We start from the raw sequence: 12,699 nt of genomic DNA, 5'->3' as shown, positions 1-12,699 counted from the left end.
ACTTTACTCTCTGGGCACATTCAGCCCTAACATATAGCGATTGCGATAGGCACTGATCGTCGGTATCAGGGATAACAGAACGTCTAAACATTGCCCTAGTAAATAAGCGAAGGCGGAGCCCTGCACGCCGAAGGCGTACGACATTGTCAGGAGTAGCGTAATGTAGGACGCCGCGGAAATAGCCTGCACGATGAGGAAAGCGCGCTGCTTGCCTGCCATGAACAGTAAAGATTCTTGCGGGAAGCCGATCATTGAAACGATGATCGCCCCCAACATGATTTCAATAAGATCATAGGCTTCCAGATACTGATGACCGAAAACCGCGGCGATTAGCGGCTGACCCACCAGGATGACCAGCAGTGCGACGGCGATGCCAATACCGCCAGCCAGCAGCGCGGAGCGCAGTCCCAGCAGCCACGGTCTGGTTGTGCGGGGATCAAGGCGCATGATTTCCGGGTAGAAACTTTTCTCCAGAAGTTTCGCCGGAGTACCTGTCGCATCGAAGAAGGTCATCGCAATTTTAAACAGCCCGGCGGCGGCGGGCCCCAGCACCACACCAACCAGCACGGTGGTACATGAGTTCCGCGCAGCCCAAATGGTATGGGCAATATTGGTCGTCCAGACAAAATTCCACGCGCCATGAATGCGACGCGCGGTATTGAACAGGCGCGGTTTCAGCGCGCCGTGGATCTGCCGACGGCGCAGCTCACGCGCGGTGAACCACCAGAATAACGTGCCGCCGACGAGATTAGAGGCGTACCAGGTGATGATGAACCCAGGAAACCCCAGATCCAGGTAATATGAAATGACGCTCCCAACGGCCTGCAGGAAAGGCTTAATGGCCTGCTGCACGGCGATTAAATCGAAGCGATTAAAGGCGCGCAGCACTCCTGTTGGGGTCGATGATGTCATTGAGGGAATGAGGGTACAGTACAGCATGGCGAGCCAGAAACTTTGCGTATTCAGCCCGAGGGAGTGGGCCAAAAAAGGCAGCAGCAGCATCCCGCCCAGTATGGCGACGGCGCCGCTCGCAATATCCAGACCGAATGAAAAGGCGATGACGTCGCGGAAGCGTCGGGTGTTTTGCTGCTCCAGAGCCGGCGTGCCGAATTGAACGACAAATTGCCATGTCTGAAATTTGATAAAGTCACTCACCGCTTTTGTATAAGCCTGAATCACGACCAGCACGCCGAACATGTCGGGCGACATGCCTTTACCGGCGCACGACAGCGCCAGTAACCCGAGCAGCGCGCTGGCCACACTACCGGAACCTAAATATGCGGCGTTACGTAGAATGGAGCGAAAAGCGCCGTCGGAAAACCACCGTTTCATGACAAAAACCAGCCGTTAGGGTTATTTTCTCGTCTCTTGCGCTGCCTGATCATAATATTTCTCTGCATCTGTTTAACCACCAGAATCGGCGTTTCCCCGGCCATCGACTTTTCTACCGTTGCACGACATCGCTACTGATAAGCGCGGCTCATTCGCGGGGTGGGAAATGCGATAGCGGATATGGCATTGAGCGCGTTGTTCAGCACGTCATCGTAGGGTGCTCTGGCGTCCAGTTCGATAATGCGTGAACCGTTGTATTGCAGGCGCACCATGGTGGCAATTTTGTCTTTCAGCTCTTCATAACTGTGATCCGGCTTGCGTGCAAAAGCCGTATCGACGTCAATATTAAGACGAATGATCAGTTCTGGCCGGTACTGGGCCATACGTTGATATAAACGGCGTTCGCGTGCCGCCAGCCGCGTCAGCAGCCAGCCTTTTGCACGCTCCACGCCAATGCCGGGCCCATCGTAATAAAAGCCGGAAATTTCTGCTTGCGGGTAGCGATCGCTGATCACCAGCACGCCGCTCTGCGCCAGCCGGCATACTTTCCGCAGATTAGATGCGCGCCACAGTGAAAATCCGTACATGATCAACGCAGCCCAGAGCGCGGGCGGCTTATTACTCATCCGTTGGGTTTTATCGGATTTAGCCGCCAGGCGCCGCTCCAGCCAGACGCCGATGAAAGGCAGACGCTTGATTTTGTCGCCATCCTCGCCGGATATCAGCCCTAAATAACGCCGCTCTGTTGTGCAATATTGTCGCAGGCTATTGACCAGATCGGCGGTCAGCGTGGACTTTCCTGTACCATCGCTGCCCACCACGGCAATAAGCCCGGTGATACAGGCGGAAGACGAATCCGGGGGAAAGGGGCGTTTATTTTTTTTCATCTGTTTCAGTACGAAAAAGTTATTTGTCAGCTACACACTGGCGGCCATCAATGAAATTTGAATTGCACGCAGTGCTTCATTAAAAATTTTATTCGCTGGTTCACGACCGTCTAAATCCAGTATTTTTGCGCCATTAAAAGTCAGGTGCGGGATAACGGCGATCTTTTCACGCAAGGCTGACAGTGGATGGTCGGGTTTGCGTGAATACGCCGTTTGTTCATCGATATCCAGACGAATTAATAATAAAGGCAAGTGAGAGGCCATCCACTGGTACAGGCGTCGCTCGCGCTTTCTTAACCAGCTAACCCAGCGGTTACCGCCGACCGTTTTTGCCAGTTGCGGGCCATCGAACCGAAACCCGGCAACTTCCGCCTGCGGATAACGGTCGGTGATCAGCAATATACCTCGGCGACTTTTTGTTAACATGCGGCGAAATTTATAAACGCGCCAATATGAGAGTAAAAAAATCACCAGCGCCGTTGCGTTGTCCGGCGGTGTGGAAGGACATTCATGCACGCGTCTGGATTTCGCCAACAAATAACGGGAGAACGGCGCACCAATAATGTGCAGGGAAGCGATCCATTCGGCAATACGCCCGGACGACTGACCAAGATAAAGTTGTTCCGTCGGTCTTTGTGCCGATAAAGCGCGGGTCAGACTGGCGGCTAAGGTTGATTTTCCTGAGCCGTCACAGCCCGTTATCGCAATTACGCGCAAGGGCGTATGATGAGATCCCGATCTTATTTGCTGACTCACAATAATTGATCCAATGCGAAAAAAACCATTGTATTCCAATCCACATTGGGTTCAAGATATTTATTGTTGTCTGCCACGATAATAATACGCCTTTTATTTCCTCTCGTTATTCCCGGTTGATATCTGGAGTAAGCTTTCTTGTTATTTTGTGCTAATTATTTGCGAAGAGGGGGATTTCGCTTTTTATGTTAATTATCGGCGTACCAGATGGGTGACGAAAGCAGATATTTTCAATAATAGTTTAATTTTTTGTGCTATTTGGTGCGACGTCGTAATGTTGCCCCGCGCACCAAATCTCTGGCGACGTAAGCGTTGTTTCGCATCAACAGTGGCACACCGTTTTCGTTTATTTGGCATAGGATCATATTATGAGTACAAAATTTCCGCCGCTGATCGCGGTAATTGGCTGTGACGGTTCGGGTAAGTCCACCGTGTGTGAACATGTGATCGGCTATATGAGAAGATATGGGCCGGCGGTCAGGGTTCATCTGGGAAAACAGGCGGGGAATGTCGGGCGTGCGGCATCCCGGCTTCCTCTGTTGGGAAGTCTGGTTGGCAAGGAGATCGCGCGCAATAGTAAAAAAGTCAAAATGGCAAAATCGAATCCTGGTTTGCTGCCGTCGCTGGTGATTAGCATTTTCGTGGTGCGCCGGTTGCTGCGCTTTCGTCGGATGCTGGCGTTTCGTCGGCAAGGATTTATTGTGTTGACCGACCGTTTTCCGCAGGCGCAGATCCCCGGCGCCTACGACGGCACGGTATTCCCGTTAAACGTTGAAGGGAGCCGCCTTGTCAGATGGCTGGCAGACCGCGAACGGGCGGCGTTTCAGTGGATGGCGGGGCATCATCCGGATTTAGTCATTAAGCTGAATGTTGACCTGGAAGTGGCCTGCGCACGTAAGCCCGATCATCGTAAAGCGTCGCTGGAGAAAAAAATCGCCGTCACGCCGCTGTTGACTTTTGACGGTGCAGATATCGTAAATATCGATGCTAATCAGCCGATTGAACAGGTGATCGCGATGACGGAAAAAGCCATCGCCGAATTTATGGCGACGCAAGGGTATGGTTATTCGGCTGATGAGACATCTGCCGTTATGCATTAATGGTTTTACTCAAGGGCGGCGATGGCATTTCAGGCATCGCCGCCGGGGTAGCGGAGGGGATTACTGTTTCAGTACCGCAAAGGCATGGATGATCGCGTCGATATCTTCATCGCTGTGTGCGGCATTGACGCTGCAGCGCAGCAGGGTCATCTCCGCCGGGGCAGCAGGCGGTAAAACCAGATTGACATACACGCCCCTGTCAATCAGATCGCGCCAGAAGCGCAGACCCTCTTCTTTAGAACCGATTATCACCGGAACGACCGGGCTGATGCGCGGCCCCAGCGTATATCCCAGCGCGACGAGCCCCCGGTACAGGCGCTGCGCGTTGCTCCACAGTTTTTCCCGCAATTCGGGATGATGCGCAATTTTTCGCAGCGTCGAACGTACCGATGCGATGCTGGAGGGCGACGGCGAGGCGGTAAAAATATACGGGCGACTGCTGTAGCGCAACACCTCCATCTCCTTGCCGCCGACGGCGAAACCGCCGATAGAAGCCAGGCTTTTGCTGAACGTCCCGACAATAATGTCAACATCCTGTTCAACGCCCAGCGCTTCAGCCAGGCCGCGGCCGTTAGCCCCCATCACGCCAAATGAGTGCGCCTCATCTACCAGCAGATAACCGCCTAAGCGTCGCTTAATTTCGACAATTTCTACCAGCGGCGCGACATCGCCCAGCATACTGTAGATGCCTTCAACAATAATGAGCGCCTCGCGGGCGCGTTCGCCCAGGCGCAGCATGCGGCGGCCCAGATCCTCGGCGTCATTGTGGCGGAAGCGAATAATCTCCGCGCCCCCGAGTGCGCAGGCGTCGTAAATGCTGGCGTGGCTGTCCGCATCGATCAGCACCACCGAACCCGGTCCCGCCAGCGTGCTGATGACGCCGAGATTTGCGGTATAGCCGGTGGAAAAGACGATCGCGCAGGGGCGATCGAAGAAATCAGCCAGTTCCTGCTCTAACATCAGGTGCGAACCGTAGCTGCCGTTCGCCATGCGGGAGCCGGTGGTGCCGGTGCCCAGTGCGGCCATTGCCGCCTGGCCTTCGGCGATGGCCTGGGCGTCGAAGGTCAGGCCGAGGTAGTTATTGGTGCCTGCGAGGATAATCTGACGATCGCCGATGCGTCCGCGGGTCGCCGAATAGACTTCATCAATGCAGGTGCCGAACGGATTGAGGCCGGAAGTTTGAAACTGTACACGATCGTTGGCGAGTCGTGAAAATTTGTCATAAAGTCCCATGGCTTTTCTCCAGATAAGGGCGCAGCGCGTCAAGCAATTGCTCTGGCGTTCTGACATCAAGCAATATATTGATAGGAATGGAGATATCTAATTTATCTTCCAGCATCATCAGCAGATTCAATACTCTGATGGATTCCAGTCCAAGATCATTGACGAGATCGCTATCAGGTTTTATTTCCAATCCGCCTTCGACGATACTTTGTAAACACGTCAGGATATAATCCATCACAGCATCGCGATTTAGCATAAGAATGTTGACACACCTCTGTTGGGAATCATTAAAACAGTCCTTCGCGCAGCGCGCGCGCCAGGCTCACCTGTGGGTACCAGCTAATATGTTGTGACAGACGTTGGTTGCTGGCGGACCAGTCGCGATGGGTTAATTCATGTATTTTGCTGTGCGTCAGCATCGGCTCCTGTTTTGTCATCCGGCACCACAGCAGACTGATTTCCGCTATGCACGTCAGCAGCGGCAGCGGAATGGGCAGCAGATGCACTGGGCCCTGACGCACCGCGGCGCCAATATCCCGCAGACGCCGCCAGGTATAGCCTTCGGCAGCGCCGTCACACAGTTCGTAAATATTCGGCTGCGCCGGACTGACCAACAACCATTGACTGACCGCTGTCGCTAAATCGCTGACGTGCAGAAAGGAGAGTTTCGCCTCCGGCGCCCCCAGACGAGGAAGTACGCCGCGCAAAAGCGCGTTGAACAGCGGTTTAAGCTCTTTATCGCCCGGCCCGTAAACCGCGGTCGGGCGGAAAATTCCCAACGTCACCCCTGACGCGGCGGCCGTTAATTGCTGTTCGGCAATATATTTGGAATGCGCGTACCAGGAGAGCGCCGGGTAGCGGGCGGCCAGAGAGGAGATGAACAAGAAACGTCTGCAACGGCTGCTTTGCCGGACAGCCTGCATCAGGCACAGGCTGCCGGTGACGTTGCAGCGTGTGAATACCGCTTCTGCGTGTCCGCGTACCTGACCGGCACAGTGAACCACGGCATCCGCGCCGTAAACCAGTTCGGCAAGGGATGGTTGATCTTCCAGCGCGCCGGGCACCCAGGTCAGATTGTCGACGGCAACGTTTCCTGCGCGCCGGGTCAGGGCGCGCACGGTAAACCCTTGCGCCAGCAGTGCGTGGACGATATGGCGGCCGATAAAACCGGTCGCCCCCGTGACGGCGACGGTTCCTGTCATTGGGCGAAACCCGCCAGGTGCTGCCGTTGCGGATAGAGCGAAGCGCTTAGCCAGCGTTTTTTCGCTTCGGCACGGGCCGGTTTTCCCGATGAGGTGCGCGGAATACTGTGCGGCGGCAGCAACTCGATATTTACCGTAATACCGAACTCGCTCTGAATACGCGCGCTCAGCGAGTGGATGATTTGCGCCCGGCGCGTTTCCTCGCTGATTCGGCACTGGATTTGCAAAATCACCCGTGCCGCTTCACCGTGCTCTTCAGTGACGAAGGCGATCGCGTCTCCGGGACGGATTTCCGGTTCCGACTCCGCAACGTATTCAATGTCCTGCGGCCAGATATTTCGCCCGCGAATGATGATCAGATCCTTTTTGCGCCCGGTGACATACAGATAACCATCCAGCAAGTAACCGAGGTCGCCGGTATCCATCCAGCCGGTGACCTGAATCTGCTGCTGGGATTCATCATCGCAGAAATAGCCGTTCATCAGGCTGGGACCGGAAATGTAGATATGGCCGACATGGCGTTCAGGCAACAGTTGCCCGCTTTCACTGCGGATCTCAATACGATGACCGGGCAGCGCTTTGCCGCAGTTGACGAACGTTGAGATTGCGCGCGTTTTTTTACCGGGCGCGAGCGCTTTGCCCTCATATTCCAGAATATCGCGGTCGACGGTATTGGTTTGCGGGCCGGCCGATTTATCGGAAAAGCTGACCGCGAGCGTATTCTCCGCCAGACCATAGCAGGGCATGAATGCCTTGCTGTCGAAGCGAAAGTGACGGAAGTGCTCGCCAAACTGGCTCAGCAATTCGGCCGGAATCGGCTCGGCGCCTACGCCCGCGACGCGCCAGCTGGAAAGATCCAGATCGGCAAGTTCTTTGGCGTTGCTGCGGCGCAAGCACAAATCGTAGCCGAACGGCGGCGCGACACTCACGGTGCCGCGATTTTTGGCGATCAGTTTTAACCATTGCATCGGGCGCATAGCAAAATCTTGCGTGCGCAGATAGTCGACGGACAACTGAGTCGCAACCGGCGTCAGCAGGAAACCCACCAGCCCCATATCGTGATAGAAAGGGAGCCAGGAAACACAGCGATCCCCCGCACGCAGCTTGATGCCGTGGCGGCTGATCGCCCCCAGATTCGCCATCACCGCCCGCTGGGTAATGATGACGCCGCGCGGAAAGCGGGTGCTGCCTGAGGTGTACTGCAGATAAGCGATATCGTCAGGCGAGGCTGCCGGTAGTGCGATGGCCGGTTCGGGCAGCGTATTGAAATCGGCGTAGCTGAGAATATGCGCAGAGGAGCTTTCCGCCGCGGCGGAGGCGATCAGCGGCTTCCACTCCTCGCTGCTGATAATCGCAGAGGGGTTGCAGCTGGCGATCAGTTCCTGCAGCCTGGCGGTGTAGGAATCGCGCTGACCAAGCCCCATGGGGATCGCCAGCGGTACCGCCACGAACCCCGCATACTGGCATGCAAAGAAGGCTTCTACGAATCCCGCGCTGGTTTCCGCGAGCAGCGCAATGCGATCGCCTTTCTTAAGGTTCAGTGAGAGTAAACGCCGCGCGCCCGATATTGCGCGTTGTTTCAACGTACTGTATTCAAGAACGGCCACCAGTTGATTACGACGGTCATAAAAATTCATTCCCGTTTTGCCGCGCGCCGCATAATCTAACGCATCCACTAAAGTAGGAAAATCCGCATAACGCATGGGAAGAGAATGAACGGAACTTGTTTCAGACATAGACAAACATCGCCATAGAGTAAGATCGCCAAAAGAGCCAACACGACGCCTGGCGAGGGATTTGATATTTTTACTATGAACAGGTATTGAATAATTTTGTTATTCAACCATCTTCATTCCACAAACAACGTATATTGGCGTGCATAATTCGCCCGCCGGTTATTCTCCGGAGAAAACCGGCGACAACCGCGTTATTAACCTTAGGTGGCGCCTTAAAATATGCAGAGCGCATTGTAATAACCGAATATCGCCGTTCCTTAGGTCTGTATCTGTAGGGCAGGAAATAACGACTAACTCATATAGTCTGACCTCGTGCATAACAATCTGTACCCGGCATTTTTCAGGCTGCAGATGCACCGGTGTACGTCTTCGTGGAGCTGGCGCAGCGCGAAACGGTTAACCGTCTTGCCTTGTAGCGTGAATAATATGGGGTAAAAAAACGTAAACAAACCATAAACAGTATGCCGTTAGAAATTCAAAAGTGAATGACTCATTTAACCTGAGCATTAAAAAAAGCATTAAGTGGTAAAAAATACAATGCTGCTCGTTATTAAAGTCGATAACCAGAAAAGGTAATTTTTTTATAAAAAAGCACGAAATAATAAAAAAAGCTCAAAATGGTAAAAAAGGCACTAAATAACAAAAATAGCGCTAAATAATAAACCATCACCTTCATTGCAAGCGGTTTTGAATGCGCCAACGCAATCGGGCCGTCATTTTGTTCGGGAGGTCATACATCATCAAATAAATAAAGAGTGCGTAAAAATGCTAACGGTGCTGTCGGGCCATTATTTAATTATGTTATTAAAAATCTAAGGCTATTTATGATCCGTGTTGAGAAAATTTCGCATAAGCGCAATCTTAAAGAATTTATTGCTTTCCCTTCGTTACTGTTCCGTGATGATCCAAACTGGATCGCACCGCTGTATCTGGAGCGTGAAGAGCATTTGTCCACAAAGAATCCCGGCACCGAACATATAGAATGGCAGGCGTGGGTCGCTAAAAAACAGGGGAACGTGGTCGGTCGCATTACCGCACAAATTGATACGCTGCACCGCGCGATTCACGGAAACGATACTGGCCACTTTGGCATGATTGACGCCGTTGATGATGCCGCCGTTTTTAGTTCGCTCTTTACGGCGGCGGAAGCGTGGCTGAGATCGAAAGGCGCGCATAACATCACCGGCCCATTCAGCCTTAATATCAATCAGGAGAGCGGCCTGCTGGTTGAGGGGTTTGATACTCCGCCATCGGCCCTGATGACCTACGCTAAACCCTATTATGCCGACAGGATAGCGCAGCAGGGGTATACGAAAGGAATCGATTTACTGGCCTATTGGATGGAGCGAACCGACCTGCATTTTTCACCTTCGTTAACCCGGATGATGGAGCAGGTACGCAAAAAAGTGACCATTCGTCATCTTAATCGCAAGCGCTTTCGCGAGGAGATGCAGGTGCTACGGGAGATATTTAATTCCGGCTGGCAACATAACTGGGGGTTTGTCCCGTTTACTGAGCACGAATTTGCCACGATGGGCGATCAACTTAAGTATCTGGTTTCTGAAGATATGATCCACATCGCCGAAGTGGAGGGGGAGCCCTGCGCTTTTATCGTGGGGCTGCCGAATATTAATGAAGCCATCGCCGATCTGCAGGGACGTTTAATGCCGTTTGGCTGGGCTAAATTATTGTGGCGTCTGAAAGTCAGCGGCGTGCGCACAGCAAGAGTGCCTTTGATGGGCGTTCGTCAGGAATATCAGTTCAGTCGGATCGGGCCGGTGATCGCGCTGTTGCTGATTGAGAGGCTGCGCGATCCCTTTGCCAGGCATCATATTGATGCGCTGGAAATGTCGTGGATATTAGAGTCCAATACCGGCATGCGAACCATTTTAGAGCGAATCGGCGCGGTCCCGTATAAACGCTACCGCTTATACGAAAAAACAATTTAATTTGCGGATGAAGGCATCTGTGTGTTTTCCGGTCCTGTACGCGGAGGACCGGATGTTATCGGCTTTATCCTCGTCAGCGGAAAAACGAATCGACGCTAACCCAACGTTTACCGACAAGGACCGTCAGCGCGATTATTGCAACCACGGCAGCCAGATGGGTAACAAAGTCCAGCGAATCCAGATGTACCGGATGACAAAAGGCCAGCAGGCTTACCGCCAGGCTGGCAATCCCCAGCCCGGCCATCGCCAGGTTGCGAACCGGGTGCAGCGTGCGGGTACGTCGCAGACTGGCAATCATCAGCGCCATCATCGGCGTGCTGACGGCCAACAGAAAGGTAAAGCAGTGGATGCTATCGTCATCATGGATTGGCGATGCGTCGCCGTGCATCGCGCGCAGGCTTAATCCAAACCACATCAGCCCGATGGGGAGCAGCGCTTTCCCGCTGAGCGTTCGCCGCCCGGCAATGCTCATCGCGAAGGCGTTGCGAATCGCCAGCGTGCCAAGCAAAAATGCCAGCAGGAGCTGGGCGATGGCCCAGGCGGCACCGGGTTGTGACCAGTCGGTCAGATCGCGCGGCAGCAGGCAACTCACGACGATAGCGCAGGGAAGGGCAACGCCCATCCAGCTCACTACCCGCCAGCCGGTCGGCTGCGGGCGTCTGACTGGCTGTATGTCGCGGCTAAGTTTTTCAATCAACAGATTATGATCGGTCATGATGGGCTCCAGAACGGCGCAGATTCTTCAGCGCCCGATGCAATAGCGACTTTACCGCCGCAACGCTCAGATTGTTATGCGCGGCGGCCTCGGTCAGGCTCATTTCATGCAGGTGAACATGCTCCACGATCTCACGCTGGCGTGCCGGGAGTTGACGTAAATAGCCTGCCAGCTCTTCCTCGCGGTCCAGATGCTGGGCTGCGTGCGCAGAAGAAGGGACGTCAGGCAGTATTTCGTCGTTGGTTTCCCAGCGCTGACGACGACCGCGCCGACGCAGGGTATCGATGGTGCGCGCCGAGATAATGGCCATCAGCCAGGGCAGAAATGGAAATGCCGGATCGTAGGTATGGCGAACCCGATGTACCGTCAGCAGCACATCCTGAATGACATCTTCAACTAATGCTTCATCGCTGATGTGTTTACGTACCTGCGCGCGGATCACGGATACTAGCGCTTTTAATAAACGGGTATAGGCGAGGCGATCGCCAGCCTGTGCCTGCGCCATGAGCACAGGCCAGTTTTCGCGTGCGTTGTCGTTTGTTTGCATAATCCGCCTTGTGCTATGACGCTTTTTTACGCGCGGCCTGGTGCAGCGCGTTGATCACGATGCCGGGCGTCAGCACCTGCGGCAGGACCTGCGGTTGGCCGCCATCGGCGGGATAAACCACGTACAGCGGCAGACCGCCCTGGCCGAAGTGATTAAGCGCATCATCGACATCCGGGTTAAATTTTGTGGAGTCGGCGACCATATACAGCGTACCGGTTTTCGCCAGCGCCGCTTTTACCGCCTGAGTGGAAAGCGAGGTTTTCTCGTTGACCTGGCAGGTGATGCACCAGGAGGCCGTGAAGTTGACAAAAATCGCTTTGCCATGCCCGCGCTGTTCGGCAACGGACTGCGGCGTCCACTTCTGCGCCGTCACTTCAGCGACTTGCCTCTCACCGGAGGATTTCATCACCCCCGGCAGCGGTGCGATAACGGCGGCCACCAGCGCCGCCGTCACAACGAAAAGCGCTTTATGCCCTTTGCCCTGAAAACGGCGCTGCTGGGCTATGCCATACAGCCAGGCGGCAAAACTTAGCACCACGCAGGCGGCGAGCAATGCGCCCAGCGCGGTGGTTCCGGCCTGTTGCGCCAGCACCCACACCAGCCAGGCATAAGCGCCGAACATTGGAAACGCCAGAATACGTTTAAGAATATCCATCCAGGCGCCGGGCCGCGGCAGCAGCTTTGTCAGCGGCGGGAACAGGGAGATCAGTGTAAAAGGAGCCGCAAAGCCCAGCGCCAGGAAAATGAAGACGATCAGCGCCACCTCTCGCGGCTGTACCAAAGCATAACCTATCGCGCTGGCCATAAACGGGGCGGCGCACGGCGTGGCGACCACAATCGCCAGCGCCCCGGTTAGCGCGGAGCGAGTAAATGCCCCGCGGCCTATCTCCAGCGCGCCGACACGCTGCGCTGCTAACCCGACCTCAAACACGCCCAGCAGGTTAAGCGCCGCGGCGAGAATAATCAACGCAAGCAGGCTGATCACCAGCGGCGACTGTAGCTGAAAGCCCCAGCCAACCGCCGTGCCCCCTGCGCGTACCGCCAGCAAAATGGCGGCCAGCGCCACCATAGTGATTACGACGCCCAACAAAAATCCCAATCCCTCGCGGCGGGCATGGGCGGCGTTATCCGAATGGCGCAACAGACCAAGCGCTTTCAGTGAAATCACCGGAAAAACGCAGGGCATAAAGTTAAGGATGATGCCGCCGATAAAGGCGGCCAGCATGGCAGTTAACATCGCTGGCCTCTTTG

General features: G+C 54.6%; 12 protein-coding genes. 2 read left to right on the top strand and 10 right to left on the bottom strand.

Features of this window, described 5'->3' with window-relative positions; translation table 11 throughout:
• Positions 1–3: 3 nt before the first annotated feature.
• The 3 genes from FN037_RS08205 to FN037_RS08195 all read right to left on the bottom strand — a co-directional run bounded on the left by FN037_RS08205 (position 4) and on the right by FN037_RS08195 (position 2,975).
• On the bottom strand, positions 4–1,332 hold the full coding sequence (locus FN037_RS08205) for a lipopolysaccharide biosynthesis protein (protein ID WP_142501973.1): 1,329 nt from the start codon (positions 1,330–1,332) through the stop codon (positions 4–6).
• A 131-nt stretch (positions 1,333–1,463) separates the two neighbouring features.
• Complete coding sequence (locus FN037_RS08200) at positions 1,464–2,219, bottom strand: hypothetical protein (protein WP_138362344.1); 756 nt, start codon at positions 2,217–2,219, stop codon at positions 1,464–1,466.
• Positions 2,220–2,249: 30 nt separating this feature from the next.
• On the bottom strand, positions 2,250–2,975 hold the full coding sequence (locus tag FN037_RS08195; protein WP_185929238.1) for a hypothetical protein: 726 nt from the start codon (positions 2,973–2,975) through the stop codon (positions 2,250–2,252).
• A 368-nt stretch (positions 2,976–3,343) separates the two neighbouring features.
• Here FN037_RS08195 and FN037_RS08190 point away from each other — a divergent pair, with 368 nt between their 5' ends.
• Entirely contained in the window at positions 3,344–4,075 is a 732-nt protein-coding gene (locus FN037_RS08190) for a dTMP kinase (RefSeq protein WP_142501972.1), read from the top strand.
• Between the two features lie 60 nt (positions 4,076–4,135).
• On the opposite strand, the gene spt is transcribed toward FN037_RS08190, so the two are convergent.
• The 4 genes from spt to FN037_RS08170 are packed head-to-tail and all read right to left on the bottom strand — an operon-like array spanning position 4,136 to position 8,237.
• On the bottom strand, positions 4,136–5,308 hold the full coding sequence (gene spt, locus FN037_RS08185; RefSeq protein ID WP_138362341.1) for a serine palmitoyltransferase: 1,173 nt from the start codon (positions 5,306–5,308) through the stop codon (positions 4,136–4,138).
• Positions 5,295–5,555 carry an acyl carrier protein gene (locus FN037_RS08180; RefSeq protein WP_138362340.1) on the bottom strand — a complete coding sequence of 87 codons (261 nt, stop codon included), beginning with the start codon at positions 5,553–5,555 and terminating at the stop codon, positions 5,295–5,297. Before FN037_RS08180 ends, spt begins: the two co-directional genes overlap by 14 nt.
• A gap of 31 nt (positions 5,556–5,586) precedes the next feature.
• Positions 5,587–6,501, bottom strand: a complete 915-nt coding sequence (locus FN037_RS08175) for an NAD(P)-dependent oxidoreductase (protein ID WP_142501971.1) — start codon at positions 6,499–6,501, stop codon at positions 5,587–5,589.
• On the bottom strand, positions 6,498–8,237 hold the full coding sequence (locus FN037_RS08170) for a fatty acyl-AMP ligase (protein ID WP_138362338.1): 1,740 nt from the start codon (positions 8,235–8,237) through the stop codon (positions 6,498–6,500). The genes FN037_RS08175 and FN037_RS08170 overlap by 4 nt, the downstream gene beginning before the upstream one ends.
• Before the next feature lie 824 nt (positions 8,238–9,061).
• On the opposite strand from FN037_RS08170, the gene FN037_RS08165 reads away from it, so the two are divergent.
• Complete coding sequence (locus FN037_RS08165) at positions 9,062–10,186, top strand: N-acetyltransferase (protein WP_142501970.1); 1,125 nt, start codon at positions 9,062–9,064, stop codon at positions 10,184–10,186.
• Between the two features lie 73 nt (positions 10,187–10,259).
• On the opposite strand, the gene FN037_RS08160 is transcribed toward FN037_RS08165, so the two are convergent.
• The 3 genes from FN037_RS08160 to FN037_RS08150 are packed head-to-tail and all read right to left on the bottom strand — an operon-like array spanning position 10,260 to position 12,685.
• Positions 10,260–10,901: an NrsF family protein gene (locus FN037_RS08160; protein ID WP_138362336.1), complete on the bottom strand. Its 642-nt coding sequence runs from the start codon at positions 10,899–10,901 to the stop codon at positions 10,260–10,262.
• Entirely contained in the window at positions 10,888–11,448 is a 561-nt protein-coding gene (locus FN037_RS08155; RefSeq protein ID WP_138362335.1) for an RNA polymerase sigma factor, read from the bottom strand. Before FN037_RS08155 ends, FN037_RS08160 begins: the two co-directional genes overlap by 14 nt.
• Before the next feature lie 13 nt (positions 11,449–11,461).
• The gene (locus FN037_RS08150; protein WP_142501969.1) at positions 11,462–12,685 is read right to left on the bottom strand and encodes a protein-disulfide reductase DsbD family protein; all 1,224 of its coding nucleotides are present in this window, start codon (positions 12,683–12,685) and stop codon (positions 11,462–11,464) included.
• Between the last annotated feature and the right edge of the window lie 14 nt (positions 12,686–12,699).

It is taken from the genome of Klebsiella sp. 2680 (assembly GCF_900198535.1).
GTDB lineage: Bacteria > Pseudomonadota > Gammaproteobacteria > Enterobacterales > Enterobacteriaceae > Klebsiella > Klebsiella indica.
Note: the sequence above shows the minus strand (reverse complement) of the source record. Positions and strands in the feature narration are given on the sequence as shown.

Excerpts from the sequence above, each read along its gene's own strand:
- FN037_RS08205 (WP_142501973.1), bottom strand. The coding sequence starts at position 1,332 with ATGAAACGGTGGTTTTCCGACGGCGCTTTTCGCTCCATTCTACGTAAC.
- FN037_RS08200 (WP_138362344.1), bottom strand. The coding sequence starts at position 2,219 with ATGAAAAAAAATAAACGCCCCTTTCCCCCGGATTCGTCTTCCGCCTGT.
- FN037_RS08190 (WP_142501972.1), top strand. The coding sequence starts at position 3,344 with ATGAGTACAAAATTTCCGCCGCTGATCGCGGTAATTGGCTGTGACGGT.
- spt (WP_138362341.1), bottom strand. The coding sequence starts at position 5,308 with ATGGGACTTTATGACAAATTTTCACGACTCGCCAACGATCGTGTACAG.
- FN037_RS08180 (WP_138362340.1), bottom strand. The coding sequence starts at position 5,555 with ATGCTAAATCGCGATGCTGTGATGGATTATATCCTGACGTGTTTACAA.
- FN037_RS08175 (WP_142501971.1), bottom strand. The coding sequence starts at position 6,501 with ATGACAGGAACCGTCGCCGTCACGGGGGCGACCGGTTTTATCGGCCGC.
- FN037_RS08170 (WP_138362338.1), bottom strand. The coding sequence starts at position 8,237 with ATGTCTGAAACAAGTTCCGTTCATTCTCTTCCCATGCGTTATGCGGAT.
- FN037_RS08165 (WP_142501970.1), top strand. The coding sequence starts at position 9,062 with ATGATCCGTGTTGAGAAAATTTCGCATAAGCGCAATCTTAAAGAATTT.
- FN037_RS08160 (WP_138362336.1), bottom strand. The coding sequence starts at position 10,901 with ATGACCGATCATAATCTGTTGATTGAAAAACTTAGCCGCGACATACAG.
- FN037_RS08155 (WP_138362335.1), bottom strand. The coding sequence starts at position 11,448 with ATGCAAACAAACGACAACGCACGCGAAAACTGGCCTGTGCTCATGGCG.
- FN037_RS08150 (WP_142501969.1), bottom strand. The coding sequence starts at position 12,685 with ATGTTAACTGCCATGCTGGCCGCCTTTATCGGCGGCATCATCCTTAAC.